Source organism: Methanimicrococcus hacksteinii (genome assembly GCF_032714515.1).
In the GTDB taxonomy this organism is placed as follows: domain Archaea; phylum Halobacteriota; class Methanosarcinia; order Methanosarcinales; family Methanosarcinaceae; genus Methanimicrococcus; species Methanimicrococcus hacksteinii.
The window spans coordinates 17,600-41,711 of sequence record NZ_JAWDKC010000030.1 but is presented as its reverse complement, the minus strand read 5'-3'; the positions used below and the strand labels follow the sequence as shown (position 1 = coordinate 41,711).

Below are 24,112 nucleotides of genomic sequence, written 5' to 3'. Positions count from 1 at the left end.
CGTACCAATATGGCAAACAGTAAGATGCGTACCAATATGGCAAACAGTAAGATGCGTACCAATATGGCAAACAGTAAGATGCGTACCAATATGGCAAACAGTAAGATGCGTACCAATATGGCAAACAGTAAGATGCGTACCAATATGGCAAACAGTAAGATGCGTACCAATATGGCAAACAGTAAGATGCGTACCAATATGGCAAACAGTAATAAGATACATGCCAATTGGAAACAAGCAGCAGAACTCACAGCTAAGCTGTTTTACTGTTTTAATCCTATGTTCGATTAAATCACTCTGAAATTTGGTTCAATGCCAAACTTTTCCGACATCTTTATAACTCTAAATCTCCTCTTTCTTTTCATGACAGAAAACACCAAAAACGAAGAAATCACCGGATTGGAGCTCAGCCCGCGCAAGGTTTCTTATTTAAAATTCCTGCTTTCTAAAAATGAGACGGTCCGGACAACCGAAATCTCCGAAGAATTTGACGTTGATCCGTCAACAGTGACAAAACTGATTGCAGAACTTTCCGATGACGGCTACATTGATCACATTCCTTACCGCGGCGTTAAATTAACTGATTCGGGACGCGCGTACGCCGAATTTTGTCTCAAGCGCCATCAAATTCTCGGATTGATGTTCTCTCATTACGGTTTAACACCCGAAGAATCCTGTGACGAAACCGCGCGAATCGAATCATCCGTTTCCAAAAAAGCAATTGACCGCATTTGTTCGTCAATGGGGCATCCGACAATTTCATGCTGCGTCAAACCCGGAGGCGCTCAAATCAATCATGACTCCTGTTTCCATGAGCATCGCCCGAATTTGATTAAAAAACTGTAATTTACAAGTTAAATACGCGTCACAGATCTTGATATTATTTCATTTCAATGATTCTTTGCACGAATATTAAATTTTGGTGTGACGCCAAAAATTCAGATCATCTTTCCAAAATTAAACAACCTTTCCAAAATTACAGTCTTTCCAAAATTATAACAGTCTTTTTCAAAAATTCCAACTTATCTTCATTCAATTTCAAATTTTAATTCATCAATTATATTCAAAAATAAATCAAAAATCAAATCTAAAATCAAATTTTAAAATTTAATTTAAAAATTAATTTAAAAATCAAATTAAAAAATCAAAGAGATTATTATGAAATTCCAAAAATCAAGTTTCATTTTTGTTGCGGCGCTTGCCGTTCTTCTCATTGCAGCCGTTTCATTCTCGGGCTGTCTCGGTGACAGCAGTCATGATGACCACGACGGCCACGACCACGGTGACCCGAACGCATCTTACGACCCGCTGGACAACGAATCTGTCGGTCAAGTTGTCAACGGCAGCAAAATCCTGGTTGCCGCAAGCGTTGTTCCCCAAACCGAGTTTATTGAAAAAGTCGGGGGCGACAATGTGATTGCCATTTCCATGATTCCGCCGGGCGCGGGACACACTTACGATCCGTCGCCCCGCCAGTTGGAAGATTTGTCCAAAGCCGACCTTTACATGCAGCTCGGTTCCGGCGAACCGTTTGAAACGAACAATATGAAAGCATTTGCCGAAATGAATCTCAATATGACGGTCATCAATTCGTCCGCCGGCATCACCTTGATTCAAAGCGGCAGCTCAACCGATCCGCACATCTGGACTTCTCCGAAATGCGCGATTGTCATGGTTGAAAACACATACAAAGGGCTTGCTGCATTGGATTTTGCAAACGCGTCCTATTATCGTGCAAACGCCGACGCTTACATTAAGGAACTCGAAGCGCTGGATGCCGAGCTCACGGCCGAGCTTTCCGATTTGAAAACACGCAACTTCATGGTTTACCATCCCGCCTGGGCTTATTTTGCCCGCGATTACAATTTGACGGAAATTTCCGTGGAAGTCGACGGCAAAGAACCGGCGCCCAAAGACATCGTCAAATTCATTGACATCGCCAAAGAAAACAATATTTCCGTCATTTTCGTTCAGGAACAGGTCAGCATAACCGGTGCAACTGCGATTGCCGAAGGATTCGGCGGCGAAGTTTTCGTGATTGATCCGCTTGCAAAAAATTACGTTGAAAATATGAGATACGTCGGACAGGTTTTGGCCGAGGAAATGTCTTAAATTTGGGAGCAAATTTTTAATCAATTGAATTAAATCCAATCAATTTAAATCACTCAACAATCAATAGTTTTACAATCGTTTTACAATCGTTTTGTAATAATTCTTGTTGGATTATAAATGACAGTTATTCGATTTGAGTAGGACTATTTCATTGAACAGATAAAAATCAGGGAAAAGAAATGACTAAAAAATATCAAAAATGTTCGTTTTGTAATAAAGTGCTGCAAATGGATTTAGCTGCCTTTATAACTTCTGCTCAAACACCGGTATGTCAAGAATGTTTTTTCAATTTAGTCTATCTCATTGCAGAACGTGAAGAAACGATGCTCTCTGATGATTCAAACGAGGAATTTTAATGAGTTCTATATATCCTGATTTATTTTCTGAGAACACTCCTGTTTTAGATGTCGAGCATCTTTGGGTTCGCTATGACACGCATACCGTTCTCGAAGACGTGTCGCTTCGAATCGACGGTCCCGGCGAAATTCTCGGAATTATCGGCCCCAACGGCGGCGGTAAAACGACATTTTTGAAATCGGTTCTTGGTCTCATCCCGATTTCAAAAGGCAGCATTTCCGTCTTCGGCCTGCCGCCGGAAAAAGCGCGGCCGTATATCGGATATGTTCCCCAGTACAGCAAATACGATTATGATTTCCCGATCAGCGTGATGGAAGTCGTCCTGACGGGCCGGCTTAAGCGCGCCGGACTTTTTCACCGTTATTCCAAAGAGGACAAAGAAGCGGCAATGCACGCGCTTGAGACGGTCGGCATGACCGAATACAAAGACGCACAGATCGGACAAATTTCGGGCGGTCAGCGTCAGCGTGTTTTCATCGCCCGCGCGCTTTCAAACGACCCGAAATTCCTGCTCATGGATGAGCCCAATACCGGATTGGACACATTCATGCAGGACGAACTTTACAGAATTTTAGACGAGCTCAAAAAGAAAATGGCAATCATCGTCATCAGTCACGATATCGGCGCCGTTTCCGCGCACATGGACAAAATCGCGTGCCTGAACCGCCGCCTCTATTTCCACGACAATAAAGAAATGTCGCGTGAAGACTTCATTGCCGCTTACGGCTGTTCCATCGACTTGGTTGCGCACGGCATGCCGCACCGCGTTCTCGGAACACATCCTTACGCGCACGGCGCAGACGACAGCGCTTGCGGCTGCGGCTGCACGCCGATTCCGATCTCAGGCATCACAAATCCTGAATCGGATGCCGGTGATTCCGCTGCCGACTCTGCTGCCGCCGACTCTGCTGCTGTCGACTCTGCTGCTGTCGACTCTGTTGCCGCCGATTCAGCTGCCGCCGATTCAGCTGCCGCCGATTCAGCTGCCGCCGATTCAGCTGCCGCCGACTCTGCCGGCACACAGGAGGCCAAATAATGCTGGAAATTCTGGACGCGCTCCAATACACTTTCATTCAGCGCGCGATTTTGGCAACGATTCTGACGTCCATTGCCTGCGGCGTTATCGGTGTTTATGTCGTGACGAAAAAAATTGTTTTCATTGCGGGCGGCATTTCCCACGCTTGCTTCGGCGGCCTCGGTCTCAGCTTCTATCTCGGACTGAATCCGCTTCTCGGGCTTTTGCCGTTCAGCATTTTGTCTGCCGCTGCGCTCGGATTTTTGAGCAAGAAAACAAAAGTTTCCGAAGACTCGGCCATCGGCATTCTGTGGTCTCTCGGCGCCGCTATCGGTATTATTCTGATTTATCTGGCGCCGAAGTACGCGCCCGATTTGATGACTTATTTGTTCGGCAATATTCTGACCGTTCCGGCATCCGATATTTGGCTCATGGTGATCATCGATATTGTTATTTTAATCGTCGTCGTTCTCTTTTTCAAAGAGTTTCTGTCTATGTGCTTTGACGAAGAATATACGCGCGTCGTCGGCGTGTCAGCGGATCTGATTTATTTGCTGCTCCTGTGTCTGCTTGCGCTGGCAACGGTTGCCATGATTAAAGTCGTCGGCATCATCTTAATTATCGCAATGCTTTCCATTCCGGCATCCATCAGCCGCAAGTTTTCGCACAATATGAAGACGATGATGGTTTATTCCAGCATCATTGGGGCTGTTTTAAGCCTGATCGGTTTGGCTTTGTCTTACCAGTTTGATTTGCCGTCGGGAGCGACGATTATTATGGTGATGAGCGTTGTTTACCTGTTTATCGTCGGTGTCGATGAAGTTCAAAAAAGAATTCAAAGAAAAAATATTGATACTGATTTTGATTAATTTCAAAATCCGTTCGTTGAAGTTCAAAAAAGAATTCTAAAAAATGTTGATGCTGATTTGATTCGTTTCAAAATCCGTTCGATAAAATTCAAAAAGTAATTTAAAAAATATTGGTGCTGATTTTGCTTAATTTCAAAATCAGTCTTTGTTTTTACTCCATTTTTTAAAATCGATGCCGTTCACACGCGCCGCCGCCGAATCAATTGCCTTTATCTCTCAACGGGCAAACCGTTTGATTTCCAGCCGGTGATGCCGCCTTCAATCATGTAAACATCTTTAAAGCCCGTATTGACGGCTTTTTGAGCGGCGGATGCCGAACGGTTGCCGGCATGGCAGTAAAAGACAATTGTTTTGTCTTTGTCCAGTTCGTTCAATTTTTGGTCGAAATTCGAACCGCGAATGTCGATATTCAATGAACCGGAAATGTATCCGTCAGAGGATCTCTCCTGCGGGGACCTGACATCTACCAGATTGACATCTTTTTCGGCAAGTATTGATTGAATTTTTTGAGGTGATTCTTTTTTGTAACTCATCGTTTTCCTCCGATTGTTTGTATAATTATAATCGGATTCCATTTATATATTCTTTCTTATTTTATATCTCTCGTTTTTTTGCTCCTTTTTGTTTCATTTTTGTGTTTTTTTTGTTTCATTTTTGTTCCTGTTTCAGTTTTAACGTTTCTTAAGACATTTATATTATGAAAACGGTATTAGTTAAAATCAATTTTTTAAAATCGGGGACGGTGTAAAAATGGGGGATAAAAAAACAAAATCTTCAAAGCAGGAAGAATATGCAAATTGTGTTGTTGAACCGAAAATTTCGAAATATCTTCGGTATTTCGTTTGGTTCGTATTGCTTTTAAGTATCGCCTTAATCGCATTAAACGTTTTTACGGGATTGGAAGACGGGGTTACGCTGGACAACATCTTGCAGGAGAACATCTATTATTTCTTCTTCATCATCATGACTCTGATTTATATGACGCTTCCCGGATTCATTCAAAAAAGAATGGGATTTGTCGTTGATCAGCGCCTTATTGTTGTCATTACGCTTTTCATTTTTGCCGGATCTTTCCTCGGCCAGGCATTCAGTTTCTTTGACCGTTTCACCTGGTGGGATACGATGCTTCACACCATTTCAGGCATCATTTTAGGTTTGATCGCTTTCGCTTTGACATCTGCGCTCAACGATTCAAAGAAAGCGAATTTGGATTTGAATCCGTTTTATGTCGCGCTTTTTTCATTCACGTTCGCCGTTGCGATCGGCGCGCTCTGGGAAATTGCCGAATATTTAATGGATTGGCTTTTCGGAACAACAATGCAGTGCTGGGACGAAAACGCCGCCGCTTATCTGACCGGAAATCCGGCTTATCAAAGCGCGGCAATTATCGATACAATGGAAGACCTGATCGTGGACACAATCGGCGCTTTAATCGTTTCTGTTGTCGGTTATTTCTACCTCTCCCGCGGCAAGCCGTTTATGGAAACCAAAAGAATTCAAACTGGATCTGATGAAAAATACGGTGACTCTGATGCAAAAGACGATTCCGATGCAAAAGACAATCCCGATGCAAACGCCGGTTCTGATTAATACAGCAATTCTGATTAATACAGCAATTCTGATTAATACGGCAATCCTGATACGAATGATGCTTCCGGCGAATTCGTTTCGGATGAAAACGATGCTTCCGGCGAAAAATAATTGCCGGAATTAACAAATCATAAAATTGAAATAAAATTGAATAAAATCCTTCAAAATTAAGAAAGATTTAAAAGCAAGGTTAAACAAAGGACATGTATTCGGTTTGATTCACTATGGCTTATCTTGAACTTATTGTTATTTTTATTTTGATTTTATTAAACGGCCTTCTGTCGATGTCAGAAGTTGCAATTACATCTTCGCGCAAATCCCGGCTCAAAAGCGCGGCAAAAAACGGCAAAGCCGGCGCTCAAACAGCGCTTGATATTGCCGAAAACCCATCCCGGTTTTTGTCCACCGTCCAAATCGGCATTACAGCCATCGGCGTTTTTCTCGGTATTTATTCCGGTGTTTCGCTTTCCGGAGACTTGGCCGACATTCTTGTAAACGTCGGCGTGTCTGAATTTTATGCTCTTCCGCTTGCTGTTTTGATTGTCGTTTTAATTGTCACTTATTTCTTAATCGTTCTCGGAGAGTTGATCCCGAAGAAAATCGGCTATTCTCGGCCCGAATTAATTGCAAGCATTATCTCAAGGCCGATGAATTTGCTTTCAAAAATCTTGTCACCGGTTTCCTGGTTCGTCAACGGTTCGGCCAATCTGGTCGGTAAAATCTTCGGCATTAAACCGTATGAGCCGGCAACAACGGAAGAAGATGTCATTGCCATCGTTCAGGAAGGCATTGACGGCGGCGCAATCGACGAAACCGAACAGGATTTGGTCGAACGCATTTTCAGTCTGGACGACCGCAAAATCAGTTCTTTGATCACGCACAAAAATGACATTATTTCAATCGATGTTTCGGCTTCTCAGCCTGAAGTTCTCAAAACAATTGAAGAAACGCCTTACTCCGTTTATCCCGTAACCGACGGCGGAATTGATAATATTCTCGGCGTTCTGCCCGTCAAAGAGCTTATCGGCGAGATAAATCGTCCGGATTTCAGCATTAAAAATGTCATGAAGTCTGCGAATTTCCTGCCGGAAAACATGACAATTCTTTCCGTTCTTGAAAATTTCCGTGAAGCTCAAAACCAATATGCATTGATTACCGACGAATTCGGCAGCATTTTGGGTTTGGTCACGCTGAGCGACATTTTCGAAGCGCTTGTCGGCGACGCGGCCACACGCCCCGCGCACGAGGAATATGAAATTGTTCAGCGCAATTCGAATTCCTGGCTGATTGACGGCCAGTATCCGTTTTATGATTTCCTGGAATATTTCGACCTTTTGGATTTCCGAAACGAATATTCTTACAACACGCTCAGCGGCATGATTTTGGACAGAATCGGAAAAATCCCGAGTGCCGGCGATAAATTCGATTGGCTTCATTATGAAATCGAAGTGGTTGACATGGATTCGGCGCGTATCGATAAAGTGCTGGTGACTGAAAAAGAATTATCCGAGCCGTCTGTTGAATAACGGCGGTTCATGTCATCTCATTTCATTTCATCTCATTTTAAAGATCGGATGAAAGAAAAAATTGACAAAATAAATTCACAAAATAAATTCACAAATCGGGGATTTTATGACTGATTCCAAATCAATTGTTCTTCCGTTTTCGGAACTTCCTGTCCGCTACCGCCTGCAGAGCGAATCTCGGGAGACGGATGCCGGCGAGCTGAAAACGGCCGAGCCGCTCTTGGAAAAAGCCGTCGCCGTTTTTAATGAAAAACGAACGGAAGATTTTGTGACTTTTATGGCGGAAAACCCGGCGTCGGATTGGGCGCAGACGGACCTTTTTATTGAACTTGAACGTTATTACCGCCAATACATTCCTTTTACAAATGAAAAAGGTGACAGATGCCTTTGGATTAATTTCTTCTGCCGGCCGGTCGGAGACTGGAAAGTGCATCGCGTTCATGTTGAAGGCGGCGGCGTTTGTTTTTTTTCTGTCGGCTTGAATCTGGATACCGGAAAACGATTTGATTTCCTGGTCAATGACAAGTAAAAGCGGCCGTTATTTTTTCTTTTTTCAAAAGATATATATTTCAATTCAGTCATTATCTTGTTTATGAATGCATTTTACAGTGTTCATAAAAACGAATGAAAATTATGAAAAACGAATTTGGATTATACAATTTTGTTATTGATTAAATTAATTTTAATTCTCATATACCGGAGGAAAAATCATGGCAGTGATTATTGACAGAGACGAATGCACAGGCTGCGGCCTTTGTGTTGACGAATGCCCGTCCGAGGCGCTCAGCCTGGATGCGGAAGGAATCTCCACCGTCGATGCGGACGCATGTGTTGAATGCGGCGCCTGTATTGACGTTTGCCCTGTTGCGGCCATTACGCTGTAAGTCTTTTTTTAATTTAAACGCAGACTTTTGTCTGCTTTTTTTGTTTATTTTTACAATATTTTTCAAATTTCAGAAGATTTTACAAAATTTTGCAGGATTTTTACAATTATTGTTTTACTTTCATTTTGATTCATTTTCGTTTGGCGAATCGCACTTTCTTTTCTCTTTCGTTAATGCAAATATTTTTTGTTTATCCGCTGTTTTTTCGTTTCGTCAACAAAAATAAAGCCGCCCGATACATTTTTGTGAAAATCCTTTTATAGTATTTTTTCGTTTTATTCTTACTTTGTTTGAAAAATCTGTTTTTTCGAACAATTCAAGTTATTTGGAGGATTCAAAATGTTACCCGTTGTAAACAGATCTGAATGTACCGGATGCGGTATTTGTGTTGATGACTGCCCGTCAGGTGCCATTACATTGGACGATGCAGGCATTTCCGTTATTGACAAAGATGCATGCACCGACTGCGGCAACTGTATTTCCGCATGCCCGGCTGAAGCAATTGCAGAAAGCTGATTTTAAAGATGATTCATTCTTGAATCACTTTAAATTTCAGTTTTGTTTATTTTTCCGTTTTCTTTTTGATGTTTTTCCCGTTTTCTTTTTGTTGTTTTTCCGTTTTCTTTTTGCTGTTTTTTTCGTTTTTTCGTTCGTTTGTTTTTATTTTCTTTTTGCCAGCGAAACTTTAATAATCCCTTCAATTTTATTGAGTGTTTAAACGATTCGTTTGTAATCATTGAATTGAGGTTTTCAGAAATGGCAAAAATTAAAGTTGGTGTTTTAGGCGCGACCGGCAATGTCGGCCAGCGTTTTATTCAGGCATTGGACAACCATCCGTGGTTTGAAATTTCGGCTCTTGCGGCATCGGAGAGAAGCGCCGGCAAAAAATACGGCGACGTTGCCGACTGGAAAATCGGCACCGAAATTCCGGAATCTGTCGAAGACATTGAAGTTGTCACAATCGATCCGAAAAACATTGACGCAGACATTGTCTTTTCCGCATTGCCCGCGGATTTGGCCATGACGATTGAGCCGGCTTTTGCAAGAGAAGGCTTTGTTGTTGCCAGCAACGCTTCCTCCTTCCGTATGGAAGAAGACATTCCGCTCGCCATTCCCGAAGTTAATCCCGACCATTTGGATTTGATTGACGTTCAAAAGAAGAACCGAAAATGGGACGGCTGCATTATTACCAACCCGAATTGTTCCACCATCATGATGGCGGTCACCTTAAAGCCGCTGCTTCAGTTCGGCATTGAAAATATCAATGTCGCAACCATGCAGGCCATTTCGGGCGCCGGCTACAACGGCATTTACGCGATGTCCATTTACGACAACGTTGTGCCTTACATCGGCGGCGAAGAAGAAAAAATCGAAACCGAAACCTTGAAAATCTTCGGCGAATTCGACGGCGCCAAAGTCAAGAATGCGCCCTTCAAAGTCAGCGCTTCCTGCAACCGCGTGCCGGTCATCGACGGCCACACCGAAGCGGTTTGGGCGACACTCAAAGACAATCCGAAACCCGAGACCGTCCGCGACGCTTTCCTTAAATTCGATCCCGGACTTTCGCACCTCCCGACCGAGCCCAAGCATCCGATTATCGTCCGCGACGAATTGGACCGCCCGCAGCCGAGACTCGACCGCGACATGGGCAAAGGCATGAGCGTGTCTGTCGGCAGAATCAGAGAAGGCATCCGTTATGTCGCGCTCGGCCACAACACCATCCGCGGGGCCGCCGGCGCCAGCGTTTTGAACGCCGAACTGCTCAAAGAAAAAGGATATCTTTAAAGATTTCTTTTTCAATTTCTTTTTTATTCTTTTTCAATTTCTTTTTCTTTTTTTCATTTATTTATCAAAAACGTGGTCCGTTTTTTCATTTTTTCTTCAATTGATACGGCTCGCGCGCGCCGGCGGCAGCAGCAAACGGAAACAGGAAGACAGCAGACCCAAACGGAAACCGGAAGGTAATCTGTACCTCCGTTCGCGCAAGCGAACGGCTGCTCTAAAAAGAAACGGATGCATATGCGGGACCTGATCGAACTTGACAGTGCAATCAGAAGAATGCCGCCTTTCTAACAGAAATCATTGAAATTTCAAATTCAGCCGTTTAAAAACAAATTAGATTGATTTATCAAAATACAATTATATTTTCTCAAATCGGCAAAAATAAAATGACAAATTCATCATTATTAATCTGACCAATTAATTTTGATTCCCGGGAATTATTACTTCTATGCATAATTGTTTTGAATTTTGTCTCAGAAAAGTCAATTATCTTGAAACAGCTTCTTCTTTTCTTTAGGGGAAATACTTATTTGTTCGAATCGCGAATGTTTCTTTCAGTAACGATTACAATTCATTTTAATCCACTTTAATCTAATTCATTTTAAATTTTAAGTCATTTTAAATTTTAAACAAACGGGTGAAAGCATGACCAAAGGATTTTTAATTGCGGCAACGAACAGCGGCGTCGGAAAAACAACCTCTTCCATGGGCCTCATGGCAGCGCTTAAAAAACGCGGTAAAGCCGTCCAAGGATTTAAAACCGGCCCCGACTACATTGATCCTGCTTACCATGCCGTTATTTCCGGCCGCCCGTCATACAATCTGGACACCTATATGATGGGAACCGATGCCGTTGTCGACCAATTTATGCGCGCGTCAAAGGGATCTGACATTTCCATTGTCGAAGGCGTCATGGGACTTTTTGACGGCATGGATTCCACCGAAATTTCGGGCGCCGCCCACGTTGCCAAAACACTGGATATCCCCGTCTTTTTGGTCATCAACACACACGGTATGTCAAGAAGCACCGCCGCAATGCTGAAAGGATTCGCCGAATTCGATCCCGATGTTCATATCGCCGGCGTGATTCTCAATAAGATCGGCAGTCCCAGACATTTGGAACTCATCAAAGGCGCGCTTGATGACAAAATTCCGATTGTCGGCGCACTTCCGAGAAATCCCGACATTGCCGTTCCCGAAAGATATATGGGGCTTCATTTGCCGGAAGAAAAAGATTTGGATTATTCGCAGCTGGCCGAATTTATTGAAGAAAACATGGACATTGATTTGATGCTTCAAATCGCCGCCGACTATGAAAAAGAACGTCCCGAACCCGAAGAAATCAAACCCAAAGAAACAGATGTGACAATCGGCATTGCCCGCGAACCGTCTTTCTGCTTCCATTATCCGGCCATGTTTGACGCGTTCAGAAATGCCGGCGCACATCTTGAATTTTTCAGTCCGACGGCCGGCGAGCTTCCCGAGGCCGACGGTTATTATTTTGCAAGCGGCTACCCCGAATTCCATATTAAAGAACTTTCAGAATCATCAACGACAAAGAAATTAAAAGATTTGGCTGCCGACGGCGTTCCGATGTTCGGCGAAGGCGCCGGTTTGTCCTACCTTTGCGAATCTTACGAAACCGAAGACGGCACCTTCAAAATGGCCGGCATTCTTCCGGCCGAATCCAGAATTACGAAAAGACTTCAAGGTCTCGGTTACGCCGAAGCAAAACCGCTCTCATCCGATTTCGGAACCAAAAACATCCGCGCGCACGAATTCCATTATTCCGTGACAGACCCCTCAAAAGATGCGGAATTTGCTTATGAAATGCTTCGCGGAAAAGGCATTGCGGATAAAAAAGACGGCTTGCACGAATACAATGTGCTGGCAGGATACATGCAAATGCATCCGGGATCTTTCCCGATTGAAGATTTTGTTGAAAAATGCAGAGTGAATAAGAGGAAATAAATTAAAAAAAGAATAGAGAAAATGATATTTAAAACAAAAATCATTCATTTTCAAAACAGGCCGCAAGCTTTTGCAATTCTTCAAGTGTTTTGGGAACAACTTTCCCGTTTTCAATTTGTTGAATGGATTCGTCCAAGTCTCTTAGATATTCTATATTTTTTAATCTTCTCTGTTCTTCCATTATGCCGTTATATTTTTCCATTGGCATAAGTATAGATTTTTTGTTGTTTTTTCGGGTTATTATAATTATTTTAGAATTATTATTGACTTCATCCAAATATGTTTTGAGATTCTTTTTAAAAATAGAATACTTAACAGTTAACAGACTTTCTCCTCCTTTAAAATTTGGATTAATATTCTCAAAAATAAAACATATATGCCGCCTATTTACAATTTATTAATTTCGTTTCTAAAACGAGTTTAAACAGTTGTGTTTTCAACAGTTTCTGTTTCAGTTTTTTCTTTACTTTCTGTTTCTTCGTCCTTTCCGAACTTTTCTTCTTCGGCTTGCCGCTTCGCCGCCAAAAACTTTAAAGCACTGTAATAACCGAGCGGATGGCGAATCTTGGCGCACATGTTATCCCTGCCGGCGCAGTTGCCGTACGTCTGCATTGTCGCGCAGGCGGGCGTTTTATACTGATTGTTTGCAATGTGCTCCACTTGGTAGCGCGTCTTCTCTTCGCTGAAGTCGGGAGAGATGTTGAAAACATTGACGACGTCGTCGACTTGCATGCCGACGTTGAGCAGGAACGACACAAGCGCAAAACGCATGGAGTGCGCCAAGTTGACACCTTCTCTGACGTTTGAAAGCGCTTTGTTGATGCACGGCGGGAACATGGAAAAATCGACTTCGCCCAAATCGGCATCGCCGAGATTTTGACGCTGTTCTTCATATTTGGCTTTCAATTCGGCAACCTGCGATTCACAAGCTTCGCGGATTTCATCGGGAATTTCGGGAACCGGCAAAGATCCTTCGATTCTTTTTCGAATCGCTTCCTGAAGCAGACGGGCGAATTCTTCGCGCTGAATGGTGACATACCCGTGTTCCATATGGCGGTTAATCAATTTCCAGGAAAGATCTTTCATCGACAGCGAATAGCGAATGTAGTCCGAAAAATAAATGCGGATGTGTTCGTCAGACAAAGCGGCGGAAATACCGAAATCACGGCCGATGTCCAAAACGAAATCTGGATCTTTTTCAACCGTTTTTTTCATGATTGAATGCGCGGCGGTTGCCTCAGCCAATGCGTAACGGCGCGTAAAAGCAGGTTCGCTGACGCAGGAAACCAGAATGCGCGCATACGGATAGGACAGCAATTCCGACAAAACTTCTTTGTCGTTTCCGAAAGACGGTTTTGAAACTTCTCCTTCAAAAGCCTGCATGACACGCTCAAAGCCGCGCCTTCTGACGGACTCAAAAGCGATGGAAGTCATCAGCGAGTCGAGCGAAAAATCCAATTCCTCGACATATTCCGATGTTTCCGTTAAAAAAGGAAATAATGCAAGTTCTTCCGGAGACATGATGTACTGTCTTGGTGCTTGGATTATATAAAATATTTTAAGGATTTTTGAAATTTAAAGAAATAACGAATAGTTGAGTAACAATAAAATAACTCATACTATTTCATAATCATCAAATGTAAACTCTATATTTTTTTGTAATAATGATAAAAGGTTTATCGTATCAAAAATGACATTTCGTAAAATATATCTTTCTCCTGATAACTCATCGTCAATCTCAATTTCGAAATAATTTTGAATTTTATCCTCTATTTTACCACTTAGATAGGATTGATTATATTCAAATGTTATAACTCCAGAACAATCAAATCCAATGGATTTATAAGCTGGTTTTTTTTGTCCAATCACATTAATTTGTACAAATCTTTCATATGTTTCTGCTCTTAAATTTATGAGTTCGCCAGCAATAACATGGTGTTTGTTAGCTGTGCAATATATTTTTCCATTAGTTCCGAATATTTCCATCGTTTTTCTCCGTTTTTTATAATGATAGTGGTGATTAAGATGAAAGCGGTAAACCGCTTTCATTAAAAAAAGAAAGTGTGCGTGAATTTTAAATCACGCATCAACAATGCCGTCTCTTGTAACGGACAAGACCGCTTCGCCTTCGGGCAGATTCGGAGAGTCGACCAATTTGACAATTCTCTTGTCGCCTTTGGATTTGCGGATGTATAATCTGAATGTTGCGGTGTGGCCGAGAATGTGTCCGCCGATCGGTTTTGTCGGATCGCCGAAGAATGCGTCGGGTTTGGACATAACCTGATTTGTGACCAAAACGGCTGCGTTGTTTAAGTTTGCAAAGCGCTGAAGGCCGTGCAGATGTTTGTTTAATTTCTGCTGGCGGTCGGCAAGTGTTCCGCGGCCGATGTATTCGGCTCTGAAATGTGCCGTCAATGAATCGACAATCAAAAGACGGACCGGTTTGTCGGAATCTTTGAGTTCGTTTGCAAGATCCATCGCGGAATCGACAAGCAAAATCTGGTGGTTGGAGTTAAAGGCGCGGGCGACGTGAATGTTCTTTAAGAAATCTTCGTAATCCAATTCAATGCCGAGCTCGTTGGCTTTGCCTTCGACCATTTGCTGAATTCTGTCGGGACGGAATGTGTTTTCCGTGTCAATAATGATGACCGAGCCGCCGAGCCCGCCCTGTTCGGGGGAAAGCTGGACGTTGACGGCCAGCTGGTGTCCGACTTGTGTTTTTCCAGATCCGAATTCGCCGTAAATTTCGGTGATGGACTGACTTTCAATGCCGCCGCCCATCATCTCGTTGAATTCAATGCATCCCGTATTGATTTTTCCGATGTGCTGGCGTCTTTCAAAGACCATGTCTCCCGTTTCAAAACCGCCGATGTCGGCTGCCTGCCGGGCGGCGTTGATGATTTTGGCGGCGGTCGCTTCACCGATTTCGGCGGTTGCGCCGAGTTCTGCCGGGGACGCGACGGCGACGGCTTCAATGGAGTTAAAGCCGGCCTCTCTTAATTTTTCAGCGGTTGCCGGACCGACGCCGGGAAGATCTTCTAAAAGCATTTCAGTCATGTTATTTTCTCCTACAGATGCACAGTTTTTGATTTTGATTTTTAATGAATTGTTTTAGTTTTATAAGTATAATTCTGAAAATTGTCAATTCCGATAATTTATTGAATACCTGAATTATGTTTGATTTTAGTGATACGGGTGCATTGTAAGCCTTAAAACACCGATTTTTTATAAATAGCCGAAGTAAGCGAAGTGAAAGTATTCGATTTTCAAACATTTTCAAAATCGGCAAAATGCTCGGGACGATTTATTTTCTTAAAATGACTCAAAATTTGCGCGATTTTGAGTCATTTAATTTTCATTCCTTCTTTGCATACACGGCCGTCTATTTCAATTTTTTTAAATATTTCAGTTTATGATTTATTTATCAAATATAAATTGAAACAACAAAAATTGAAAACAATAAATGAAAACAATGACTGAAAAACGAAAATGAAAAACAATAAAAGAAAGATGAAAACAAATACAGAAAAACGAAAATGAAAAAACAAAAACAAAAAAATGAAGATGAAAAAACAACAGACAAAAATTGAAAACAAAAATAACAAACGAAAAAACGGAAATGGAAAAACAAAAACAGAAAATTGAAAAATGCCAAAAGTTTAATAATCCCGTGCGCTGTTTTTTGTTTATGGTCAGAGTCGTATTAGGCGGAACTTTTGAATCATTGCATGCCGGTCATTCCGAATTGCTCAAAGAGGCGTTTGGAATTTTAAAAGAAAACGGCGGCGGATTTGTTCATATCGGCCTGACATCGGATGAGATGGCTGCTTCCAAAAATCACACGGTTGCCGATTATGCGTCCCGCGAAGCCGAATTAAACTCTTTTATCTCAAAACTTTTGGATCAGTTTTCACTTCCGAAAGACTGTTATTTAATCACGCGGCTGAACGACCCGTTCGGCCCTGCCGTTTCGGGCGATTATGATTATATTGTCGTCTCGCCGGAAACAGTTCCCGGCGCCGAAAAAATTAATGAAATTCGCCGCGGTTCGGGGTTGCCCGAATTGACTGTCAGAGTCGTTGATTTTGTTTTGGCCGAAGATACGGTTCCGATATCAACGACACGGATTTACAACGGCGAAATCGACCGGGAAGGACATCTTCAAAAAAAGAATTGAAAGATTCGAAAACGAAAGTGAAATTTTAAAATGAAATTGAAGATGAAAAATAAAACGAAATTGAAGATGAAAACGAAAGTGAAAAATCAAAATGAAATTAAGATAAAATCAAAAATGAAATATTAATATAGTGTCGAATCCCATTTTTATTTACATCATTATCATAAAAACAGGAGGCGTTTTCTATGGGACGTGTTTTTTCCGAGAAAGACAATCAGATTTTTAACAAATTGGCGCCCGAAGCCGGCGGCAGCACGGACTCGGGGGCAGGGCATTCTTTTCCGTTTATTTTAAGACCGATCTCTCACCGGTTTGCCGAAAGCGCCGAAGACTTCCGGGAACGGCTTTCCCGATTGGACGCCGATGAAGTCGAATATCTGGCGGATTTGGTTTTGTCCAATCAAGAAGAAATCACAAGTTTGGACGAAGAAGACATGGAAAGCTTCCTGGAACTGGTTGAAGAAAAGATTTCATTCAACAAACGCAGAGAAATCACGCACCACCTCGGGATTGTGGGATAAAATGGTCAATACGAAGAAATTAAAATTGCATGACAAACTGCTGTTCGGAACCGCCGGCGTTCCCGTCAGTTCCAAAGGGCGCAGCACCGTTGACGGCATCGCCCGCGTCCGCGAGCTCGGTCTGGACTGTATGGAGCTGGAATTCGTGCAGGGCGTCCGGATGGGCGAAAAAACAGCCGAAGAAGTCAGCGGCGTTGCCGCCAAAGAAAACATTGCCCTCAGCGTTCACGGTCCGTATTACATTAATCTCAACGCGGTTGAAAAAGAGAAGCTGGATGCCAGCGTTCAGCGCATTTACGATTCCGCTCGAATCGGAAATATCTGCTCGGCGACAAACATTGTTTTCCACCCGGCTTTTTATTTGAAAGATGATCACAAGATTGTTTACGATCGCGTTTTTGACCTTCTCAAAGCGCTTGCCGCCCGATTGGAAGACGAAAACATTCCCGTCACGCTTCGTCCCGAAACAACGGGAAAAGCGACGCAGTTCGGCGACATTGACGAACTCCTTTCAATTTCTGCCGGCATTGACGGCGTTTTGCCTTGCATTGATTTTTCACATGTTCATGCCCGCGACGGCAAGCACAATACTTACGGCGAGTTTGTTGAGATCTTTGAAAAAATCGAAAAAACGCTCGGAAAAGAAGGACTTAAAACAATGCACTGCCACATTTCAGGCATTGAATACACGGCCAAAGGCGAAAGAAATCATTTGATATTGGAAGAATCCGATATGAATTACAAGGATTTAATGAAAGTTTTCAAAGAATTCAAAGCGTGCGGAACGATTATTTGCGAAAGCCCGAATATTGAAGAAGACGCGCTTTTGATGAAAAAAACATATGAAGCGATTTGATTTTTTATTTATTTTATTTCATTTTAATTTTTCATTTTTCATTTTCACTTTTATTTTTCATTTTTCCGGTTCTGTTAGCCGACAGAGGTGTGTTCGCACAAACATCTTTTTTGTTTTGAACAGCCGAACGCTCTCACGAACGGGGCGCTGCTGCCTTCCTGTTTTCGTTTGCCGCTGCTACCTCGCCGTTTCCGTTGCCGCCCACGGTCGGCAGCGGCACCGCGCCGCGCGCGAGCCGTCTCATTTTTCTGATCTTTGAAAACCGCATCCCCGTTTTTCAAAAAATTCCGTTCCATTTTATTTTTTGATTTTTATCAAAAAATTCGCTTTTCTTTGCGGTCATTTATTTATATTTTAATCAATTTTTACAAACGAGTTTCATTTTTCCGCGTTGCTTGAAAAGCGGCGGCGGAAATTTCTGTAAATCTATTTTAATTATTGAGAGAATTGATGTTTATGTCTTACATTCAAAAAGAAGACCCCGATATGGCGGCTGTTTTTGAGCGCGAGCTCAACCGCCAGGAAACACGTTTGGACTTGATCGCTTCCGAAAATTATGCAAGCAAAGCCGTCATGGAAGCCATGGGCAGCGTTTTGACCAACAAATACGCCGAAGGCTACCCCGGAAACCGTTACTACGGCGGCTGCGAGTATGTCGATGAAGCTGAAAATCTGGCAATTGAGCGCGCCAAAAAACTTTTCGGCGCAGACCATGTCAATGTCCAGCCCCACTCCGGATCCGGCGCCAACATGGCGGTCTACTTCTCCGTTTTAAAACCGGGAGACACAATTCTTTCCATGAACCTTTCCGAAGGCGGCCATTTGTCCCACGGCAGCCCGGTCAGCTTTTCAGGACAGCTTTACAACATTGTTCCTTACGGCGTTCACCGTGAAACCGAAATGATCGACTACGACGAACTGGAAAAGCTCGCCAAAGACCACAAACCGCAAATGATTGTCTGCGGCGCATCCGCTTATTCCAGAACAATCGACTTCAAAAGATTCAAAGAAATTGCGGACTCTGTCGGCGCTTATTTGCTCGCCGATGTCGCGCACATCGCAGGCCTGATTGTTGCAGACGCGCACCCGAGCCCTGTTCCGTATGCCGACTTCGTGACGACAACAACGCACAAAACACTTCGCGGCCCGCGCGGCGGCATGGTCATGTGCAAAGAAGAATTCGCAAAAGCCATTAACAAATCCGTTTTCCCGGGCATTCAGGGCGGTCCCTTGATGAACACAATCGCGGCCAAAGCGGTTGCTTTTAAAGAAGCCTTATCCGAAGACTTCAAGAAAGACCAGTTCCAAACCGTCAAGAACGCCAAAGTCGTTTCCGACACACTTTCCGAAAACGGTTTCAGAATTGTTTCCGGCGGCACCGACAACCACTTGATGCTCATCGACCTCACGTCTTTTGACATCACCGGAAAAGATGCCGAAGCGGCCTGTGCCAAAGCAGGCATTGTTCTGAACATGAACACCATTCCGTTCGACAAACAAAAAGCATTCATCGCAAGCGGCATCCGCGTCGGAACACCGGCAGCCACGACCCGCGGCATGAAGGAAACCGAAATGGAATTCATCGGCAGCGCCATTTCCCGCACCATCAAAAATGCAGGAAACGATGCCGAGCTTGAGAAAATCAGACTCGAAATCAAAGACCTTTGTGAACGCTTCCCCGTTTACAAATAATTCTTTTATTTCGTTCAATTCTTGAATTTATCATATTATAACATTATACTATTCGGCCGGAACTTTCCGGCCTTTTTTGTATTTTTCGATTTTGGTCTTTTACATTTCTAACGACGGACGCTCATCCAATTCTTACATCAAATATTCAATTTTATCAATAATTCAATTCTTTCATCAAATTCAACATCAAATTCGACATCAAATTTTTACATTAATTCTACATAATTCTACATCAAATAATTCTACATCAAATTCTTACAAAATTAAGGTGATTTTTTGTCCGATATTGACACTTCCAAAATTATTGACGGAAAAGCCGTCGCCGCAAAAGTCGAAGCTGAAGCTTCCGCTGCCGCTCAAAAACTCAAAGACAATGGAATCACGCCGAAACTCGTGACCGTTTTGGTCGGCGACAATCCGGCATCTCAAATGTATGTCCGCATGAAACACAAGGCATGCGAACGCGTCGGGATTGCTGCGGAAGATTGTTTGCCGCCAGCAGACATCTCCGAAACCGAACTTCTGGATCTCATTCACGGTTTAAACGAAGACGACACCGTCTCTTCCATTTTGGTTCAGCTCCCGCTGCCCGCGCACATCAACGCGCAGACGATTATGAACGCGATTTCACCGATGAAAGACCCCGACGGCTTCCATCCGTTTAACATGGGCAATTTGATGATTAACGAAGAAGGTCTTGTGCCGTGCACGCCGAAAGGAATCATCCGCCTCATGGAAGAATACAATGTGGAAATCAAAGGCAAAAACGCTGTTGTCGTCGGCCACAGCAATATTGTCGGAAAGCCGATGGCGGCCATGCTTCTCAATCGGGATGCAACCGTTTCCGTCTGCCACGTTTTTACGAAAGATCTGAAATTATACACAAAAGAAGCCGATATTCTGGTTGTCGGAACCGGTGTTAAGCATTTGATTAAAGAAGACATGGTCAAAGAAGGCGCTGCTGTTTTTGATGCCGGCATTACGACGGATTCAACCGGCACTTACGGCGACGTTGATTTTGAAAATGTCATCCGAAAAGCCTCTCTCATCACACCCGTTCCCGGCGGTGTCGGCCCGATGACGATTGCAATTTTAATGATGCACGTTGTCAAATGCGCGGAAATGATTGCGGAAACGAAAAACAAATAATAGAAATAACAATTCGGCAGATAATGGCAAATAATGGAAATAATAGAAATAACAATTCGGCAGATAATTGACAGACAATTCGGCAGATAATTGACGGATAATTAGCAGTAATCGGCAGATGTTATTTTTGAAATGATTTTGGTGTTTTCATGACTTTTACGGTAAAAATGTGCGGTTTAACTTTCGGCGGAAATCAGCCGCCGCATGTGATGGGTATTTTGAATCTGAGTCCGGAATCATTTTACAAAAATTCTGTCCGCGATTCTTTTTCAATATTGGAAGCGGCGCAAAAAATGGTTGATGACGGCGCGTCTTTGCTGGATGTCGGCGCGCGCTCCACGTCGCCTTGGGCCGAAGTCATCAGCGTGGAAGAAGAGAAAAAACGTTTGTTTGCCGCGCTGGAAGAACTTTCGGGAAACATTTCCGTTCCGATTTCTGTTGACACGATGTATGCCGATGTCGCTGAAGGCGCTTTAAACCGCGGCGCCGAAATTATTAACGATATTTCCGGACTGAAAGCGGATGACCGGATGGGAAGCGTTATCGCCGATCACGACGCCTGTACCGTTTTGATGGCGACGCAAAAAATCCCCGGCGACCCGCTCGGCATGGACGCGGTCATGTCGGCTTTGTCCAATGCCGTTTCGATTGCCGAAAACGCAGGTATCGGATCCGACAAAATTATTCTCGATCCTGCAATCGGACACTGGATTCCCGAAAAGACGGCGGAATATGATTTTGAAGTCATCAATCAATTTGAAAAGTTCAGCGTTTTCAATATGCCGGTTTTAATTGCCGTTTCCCGGAAATCTTTTTTGAATTCGGCCGTTGAAAAACCCGCCGAAGACCGTTTAATCCCGAGTTTGACCGCGGCAGCCATCGCCGCTTACAAAGGCGGCCATATCGTTCGGACACATGATGTTTCAGAAACGGCTGAAGCCATGAAAGTTGTTTGGGCCGTTCGAAATCAATCGGGATCAATTTGACTTCTTTGCTTCCGTCATCGTTTTGATTTGTTCCGCGGCTTTTGCCGCATCTTCTGTTTTTTGCAGTCTTCTGCTTTTTGCCGGCTTGCCATTTTTTGAATATTTTTCGTTTTTTGGATCTTTTCGCTTTTTACCGCTTTCGTTCATTTTTGTTAAATTTCCGTTTTCTTTGTTCATTTTTGCCGAATATTTTTCAGTTCTATTCTATTTTATTTTTGCTAATATTTTATTTTTTAATTATTTTTAATGTCTTTTGTTCTTCTTTTTATTTTTAAAATCAATATTTTTTGCTTATTTTTCGGCAATGTATTTATATTTTAATTCACCTTTCAAGGTTGTTGGGTGAAATCTTACAGATGTTTGGGTTTGTGTCATTTTATAATATGTAAATTCAGTCATTTCATCTTCAGTTTCCCCTTCTCAGTCTTTACCGTTTGAAAATCGGTGTTTTTATATGATTGATTTAAAACAAAGTTTTACAAAGTTTTGACATTTTGATTTTGATATTTTGTCTGACTGCGTTTTAAAAAACAGAGGTTTGATTTTATGAGAAAAATATTTTCATTGATACTTGTTTTATTGTTTATGCTCGCTATGGTTGCGCCGGCGGCAGCGCACTCGGTCATTGTTTTGCCGGGCGCAAGCCAGGCTCAATCCGTAAACGCCACGGCAAATAATTTCTATTACAACGTCGGCGACACCGCCAACCTTTATCTTTACATCATCCATCCGTCCGAATCCAATTTTGCCGAAATTGCCGAAACATTCAACATGACTCAGCAGGTCATTTATCCGAACGGCACGATTGCGCCCGTGGGACTGACCCGTTCTTCCGGAAATGTTTCTTACGATCTCGGAAACGACACATTTGTCACCGCAAATTGGTATTCTTCCAACATCAAACTTGATCAGGAAGGCGTTTATTACATTTACAGCGCTCAGAAAGGCTATGATGACAGCGGCGCGCAAACCCGAGAAAGAGGATCCGTTACAGTCCTTTACGCAGGAAACAGCTCAACCGGCTGGGATAATCTTAAAAAATCCGGCCTTCAGACCGGCGCTCCTGTTCTTCTTTATCCCGCGACAGACGCACGCGGCGTTCAGGCAGGCACATCTGTGAATTTCACTTTTGCCGGAAACATGAGTTTCTTCGCGCAGGAAGTCGAAGATGCAAAAGACGTTCTTGACCCGCTTCCCGTCGAAGCGGCAATCTATACCACCCCCTCGCAAATGAAAGCAAACGGCGCAGGAATTCATACCCTTCTCCACGTTAAATCCAATTCGAATCCGACATTTTCCGCAGGCGTAACCGCCGCAGGTGTCTGGACTTTCATGGGCGTTAACCAAGAAGGCGAAATCGGTGACGACAACTATCAGGCCGTTTATGTTATGCCTGTTCTTGCGGCAAGTTCCGGCGGCAATGACAACGGTAATGGCAGCGGCAATGACAGCGGCAGCACAGAAGACGGCGACAGCAGCATTCCGGGCGTCGGCGTTATCGGTTTGATTGCCTGCATCGGCATTGCCGGCGCTTTGTTCATGAGACGCAAATAAATTGAATTTTTGATTTGAAGATTGAAGAAGATGAAAAATCATTTTCTTCTCTTTTTCTTTTTTTGTTTTGTCTTTGTTTTCTTTTTTTGTTTTTGTCTTTTGTTCCTGCCGCCGTGCCGCGCGCGAGGTCCGCGGATTTACTAAAATTCAAAAGCATAGGGTCGTTTTTAAAATTCAAAAATTCGGGATTGTTTTTAATCTTCAAAAAATCCAAGTCGTTTTTGGTTTTATTCATTTAATTTCCTGTTTGAAATTTTATACCCTTGTGTATATTTTATTTGTTTTTTTGTTTGACTTTCTTTTAACTTTATATAGAAATAAAGCATATATCATGATATTCTGAATTTTCGGTTTATCGGATTCTGTCATGCCTCATATGACATGTTTCTTGCCGTAATTTTCAAAAACAATTTCAATTAAACCATTTCGATAGATTATGATTATTACGAAAACGAAGCCGTTTGAAGAAATCCTTCCTTTTGTTGAAGGACGCAAAAATATCTTCATCGTCGGCTGCAACGTCTGCGCTGCAAAAATGAAAACCGGCGGCGAACCCGAAGTCTTGGAGCTTGCCGACCGTTTGGCAACGGCCGGTCACCCGATTCTTGGGTGGGTCATGCCGACTGCAGCCTGCAGCGTCCGTTCGTTCGATCATTTGGTCGAGAAAAACGAAAAAATCAAAGACGCCGATTGCATTCTGGTTATGGGATGCGGCAGCGGCACATCTGTTGTTTCTTCCGTAACTGATGTTCCCGTGACGGGGACAAATGATACGATGTCACTCGGCGGTTGCTTAGGGGTCAATCCGTCCGAAAATCTTTGCGTCATGTGCGGGGAATGCAACATCGGAGATTTCAGCGGCATCTGCCCGACCTCGCGCTGCCCGAAATCACAAATGAACGGCCCGTGCGGCGGCTCTAAAAACGGCAAATGCGAAGTTATGCGCGAAAACGACTGCGTTTGGTATTTAATTGAAAAGAAAATGGATTCGATTCATCTGATGCCGATGCTTCAGGATATTCAAATGCCGAAAAATCATAAAGTGTGACGGCTGTTTTTGTTTGTGTGTTT

At 43.2% G+C, this 24,112-nt stretch carries 30 protein-coding genes; 20 read left to right on the top strand and 10 right to left on the bottom strand.

All coding sequences use genetic code 11. The features are described from left to right. Positions 1–205 (bottom strand): hypothetical protein (locus MmiAt1_RS08675; protein WP_318786486.1); only part of this gene is annotated, 205 nt, incomplete at its 3' end. 158 nt (positions 206–363) lie between these two features. Between MmiAt1_RS08675 and MmiAt1_RS08670 the strand changes: the two genes are divergently transcribed. The 5 genes from MmiAt1_RS08670 (at position 364) to MmiAt1_RS08650 (ending at position 4,353) form a co-directional block, all read left to right on the top strand. After that, positions 364–846 carry a metal-dependent transcriptional regulator gene (locus MmiAt1_RS08670; RefSeq protein WP_318786485.1) on the top strand — a complete coding sequence of 161 codons (483 nt, stop codon included), beginning with the start codon at positions 364–366 and terminating at the stop codon, positions 844–846. A 312-nt stretch (positions 847–1,158) separates the two neighbouring features. Further along, the gene (locus MmiAt1_RS08665; protein ID WP_318786484.1) at positions 1,159–2,112 is read left to right on the top strand and encodes a metal ABC transporter solute-binding protein, Zn/Mn family; all 954 of its coding nucleotides are present in this window, start codon (positions 1,159–1,161) and stop codon (positions 2,110–2,112) included. Positions 2,113–2,291: 179 nt separating this feature from the next. After that, on the top strand, positions 2,292–2,468 hold the full coding sequence (locus tag MmiAt1_RS08660; RefSeq protein WP_318786483.1) for a hypothetical protein: 177 nt from the start codon (positions 2,292–2,294) through the stop codon (positions 2,466–2,468). Further along, positions 2,468–3,505 carry a metal ABC transporter ATP-binding protein gene (locus MmiAt1_RS08655; protein WP_318786482.1) on the top strand — a complete coding sequence of 346 codons (1,038 nt, stop codon included), beginning with the start codon at positions 2,468–2,470 and terminating at the stop codon, positions 3,503–3,505. Before MmiAt1_RS08660 ends, MmiAt1_RS08655 begins: the two co-directional genes overlap by 1 nt. Then, on the top strand, positions 3,505–4,353 hold the full coding sequence (locus tag MmiAt1_RS08650; RefSeq protein WP_318786481.1) for a metal ABC transporter permease: 849 nt from the start codon (positions 3,505–3,507) through the stop codon (positions 4,351–4,353). The genes MmiAt1_RS08655 and MmiAt1_RS08650 overlap by 1 nt, the downstream gene beginning before the upstream one ends. A 209-nt stretch (positions 4,354–4,562) precedes the next feature. Here the strand turns inward: MmiAt1_RS08650 and MmiAt1_RS08645 are convergent, their stop codons facing one another. After that, positions 4,563–4,886: a rhodanese-like domain-containing protein gene (locus MmiAt1_RS08645; RefSeq protein WP_318786480.1), complete on the bottom strand. Its 324-nt coding sequence runs from the start codon at positions 4,884–4,886 to the stop codon at positions 4,563–4,565. A 217-nt stretch (positions 4,887–5,103) separates the two neighbouring features. Here MmiAt1_RS08645 and MmiAt1_RS08640 point away from each other — a divergent pair, with 217 nt between their 5' ends. The 5 genes from MmiAt1_RS08640 to MmiAt1_RS08620 all read left to right on the top strand — a co-directional run bounded on the left by MmiAt1_RS08640 (position 5,104) and on the right by MmiAt1_RS08620 (position 8,869). Continuing rightward, positions 5,104–5,943: a DUF2238 domain-containing protein gene (locus tag MmiAt1_RS08640; protein WP_318786479.1), complete on the top strand. Its 840-nt coding sequence runs from the start codon at positions 5,104–5,106 to the stop codon at positions 5,941–5,943. Between the two features lie 224 nt (positions 5,944–6,167). After that, positions 6,168–7,469, top strand: a complete 1,302-nt coding sequence (locus tag MmiAt1_RS08635; RefSeq protein ID WP_318786478.1) for a hemolysin family protein — start codon at positions 6,168–6,170, stop codon at positions 7,467–7,469. A gap of 106 nt (positions 7,470–7,575) precedes the next feature. Then, positions 7,576–7,998: a hypothetical protein gene (locus MmiAt1_RS08630; protein ID WP_318786477.1), complete on the top strand. Its 423-nt coding sequence runs from the start codon at positions 7,576–7,578 to the stop codon at positions 7,996–7,998. Positions 7,999–8,179: 181 nt separating this feature from the next. Next, positions 8,180–8,353, top strand: coding sequence for a 4Fe-4S binding protein (locus MmiAt1_RS08625; protein ID WP_318786476.1), 174 nt, complete (start codon positions 8,180–8,182; stop codon positions 8,351–8,353). A 339-nt stretch (positions 8,354–8,692) separates the two neighbouring features. Continuing rightward, complete coding sequence (locus MmiAt1_RS08620; RefSeq protein ID WP_318786475.1) at positions 8,693–8,869, top strand: 4Fe-4S binding protein; 177 nt, start codon at positions 8,693–8,695, stop codon at positions 8,867–8,869. 29 nt (positions 8,870–8,898) lie between these two features. On the opposite strand, the gene MmiAt1_RS08615 is transcribed toward MmiAt1_RS08620, so the two are convergent. Next, on the bottom strand, positions 8,899–9,090 hold the full coding sequence (locus MmiAt1_RS08615) for a hypothetical protein (RefSeq protein WP_318786474.1): 192 nt from the start codon (positions 9,088–9,090) through the stop codon (positions 8,899–8,901). Between the two features lie 19 nt (positions 9,091–9,109). On the opposite strand from MmiAt1_RS08615, the gene asd reads away from it, so the two are divergent. Further along, positions 9,110–10,138, top strand: coding sequence for an aspartate-semialdehyde dehydrogenase (gene asd, locus MmiAt1_RS08610; protein ID WP_318786473.1), 1,029 nt, complete (start codon positions 9,110–9,112; stop codon positions 10,136–10,138). A 96-nt stretch (positions 10,139–10,234) separates the two neighbouring features. Here asd and MmiAt1_RS08605 read toward each other — a convergent pair whose 3' ends face one another. Next, entirely contained in the window at positions 10,235–10,372 is a 138-nt protein-coding gene (locus MmiAt1_RS08605; RefSeq protein ID WP_318786472.1) for a hypothetical protein, read from the bottom strand. Between the two features lie 408 nt (positions 10,373–10,780). Between MmiAt1_RS08605 and MmiAt1_RS08600 the strand changes: the two genes are divergently transcribed. Further along, positions 10,781–12,106: a cobyrinic acid a,c-diamide synthase CobB gene (locus tag MmiAt1_RS08600; protein ID WP_318786471.1), complete on the top strand. Its 1,326-nt coding sequence runs from the start codon at positions 10,781–10,783 to the stop codon at positions 12,104–12,106. 40 nt (positions 12,107–12,146) lie between these two features. On the opposite strand, the gene MmiAt1_RS08595 is transcribed toward MmiAt1_RS08600, so the two are convergent. The 4 genes from MmiAt1_RS08595 to radA form a co-directional block, all read right to left on the bottom strand. Next, a complete protein-coding gene (locus tag MmiAt1_RS08595) occupies positions 12,147–12,431 on the bottom strand; it encodes a type II toxin-antitoxin system Phd/YefM family antitoxin (protein WP_318786488.1) in 285 nt (94 codons plus the stop codon). Between the two features lie 95 nt (positions 12,432–12,526). Continuing rightward, positions 12,527–13,627: a DNA primase regulatory subunit PriL gene (gene priL / locus MmiAt1_RS08590; protein WP_318786470.1), complete on the bottom strand. Its 1,101-nt coding sequence runs from the start codon at positions 13,625–13,627 to the stop codon at positions 12,527–12,529. A gap of 93 nt (positions 13,628–13,720) precedes the next feature. Continuing rightward, positions 13,721–14,092, bottom strand: a complete 372-nt coding sequence (locus MmiAt1_RS08585) for a phage tail tube protein (RefSeq protein ID WP_318786469.1) — start codon at positions 14,090–14,092, stop codon at positions 13,721–13,723. A gap of 93 nt (positions 14,093–14,185) precedes the next feature. Beyond that, the gene (gene radA, locus MmiAt1_RS08580; protein WP_318786468.1) at positions 14,186–15,163 is read right to left on the bottom strand and encodes a DNA repair and recombination protein RadA; all 978 of its coding nucleotides are present in this window, start codon (positions 15,161–15,163) and stop codon (positions 14,186–14,188) included. Between the two features lie 631 nt (positions 15,164–15,794). Between radA and MmiAt1_RS08575 the strand changes: the two genes are divergently transcribed. The 3 genes from MmiAt1_RS08575 to MmiAt1_RS08565 all read left to right on the top strand — a co-directional run bounded on the left by MmiAt1_RS08575 (position 15,795) and on the right by MmiAt1_RS08565 (position 17,660). Continuing rightward, on the top strand, positions 15,795–16,283 hold the full coding sequence (locus tag MmiAt1_RS08575; protein ID WP_318786467.1) for a phosphopantetheine adenylyltransferase: 489 nt from the start codon (positions 15,795–15,797) through the stop codon (positions 16,281–16,283). 185 nt (positions 16,284–16,468) lie between these two features. Then, positions 16,469–16,804, top strand: a complete 336-nt coding sequence (locus MmiAt1_RS08570) for a hypothetical protein (RefSeq protein WP_318786466.1) — start codon at positions 16,469–16,471, stop codon at positions 16,802–16,804. Between the two features lies 1 nt (position 16,805). After that, entirely contained in the window at positions 16,806–17,660 is an 855-nt protein-coding gene (locus tag MmiAt1_RS08565) for a TIM barrel protein (RefSeq protein WP_318786465.1), read from the top strand. Between the two features lie 133 nt (positions 17,661–17,793). Here MmiAt1_RS08565 and MmiAt1_RS08560 read toward each other — a convergent pair whose 3' ends face one another. Next, entirely contained in the window at positions 17,794–17,928 is a 135-nt protein-coding gene (locus MmiAt1_RS08560; protein ID WP_318786464.1) for a hypothetical protein, read from the bottom strand. 188 nt (positions 17,929–18,116) lie between these two features. Here MmiAt1_RS08560 and glyA point away from each other — a divergent pair, with 188 nt between their 5' ends. From glyA to folP, 3 genes are all read left to right on the top strand, one after another. Beyond that, positions 18,117–19,352, top strand: a complete 1,236-nt coding sequence (gene glyA / locus MmiAt1_RS08555; RefSeq protein ID WP_318786463.1) for a serine hydroxymethyltransferase — start codon at positions 18,117–18,119, stop codon at positions 19,350–19,352. 276 nt (positions 19,353–19,628) lie between these two features. Next, complete coding sequence (locus tag MmiAt1_RS08550) at positions 19,629–20,501, top strand: tetrahydrofolate dehydrogenase/cyclohydrolase catalytic domain-containing protein (protein ID WP_318786462.1); 873 nt, start codon at positions 19,629–19,631, stop codon at positions 20,499–20,501. A gap of 149 nt (positions 20,502–20,650) precedes the next feature. Next, entirely contained in the window at positions 20,651–21,487 is an 837-nt protein-coding gene (folP, locus tag MmiAt1_RS08545) for a dihydropteroate synthase (RefSeq protein ID WP_318786461.1), read from the top strand. Here folP and MmiAt1_RS08540 read toward each other — a convergent pair. Beyond that, a complete protein-coding gene (locus tag MmiAt1_RS08540) occupies positions 21,479–21,634 on the bottom strand; it encodes a hypothetical protein (protein WP_318786460.1) in 156 nt (51 codons plus the stop codon). The two genes, folP and MmiAt1_RS08540, sit on opposite strands and share 9 nt — an antisense overlap. A 438-nt stretch (positions 21,635–22,072) precedes the next feature. On the opposite strand from MmiAt1_RS08540, the gene MmiAt1_RS08535 reads away from it, so the two are divergent. After that, positions 22,073–23,041, top strand: coding sequence for a hypothetical protein (locus MmiAt1_RS08535; protein WP_318786459.1), 969 nt, complete (start codon positions 22,073–22,075; stop codon positions 23,039–23,041). Positions 23,042–23,477: 436 nt separating this feature from the next. Continuing rightward, positions 23,478–24,089, top strand: coding sequence for a methylenetetrahydrofolate reductase C-terminal domain-containing protein (locus MmiAt1_RS08530; RefSeq protein ID WP_318786458.1), 612 nt, complete (start codon positions 23,478–23,480; stop codon positions 24,087–24,089). Positions 24,090–24,112: the final 23 nt, after the last annotated feature.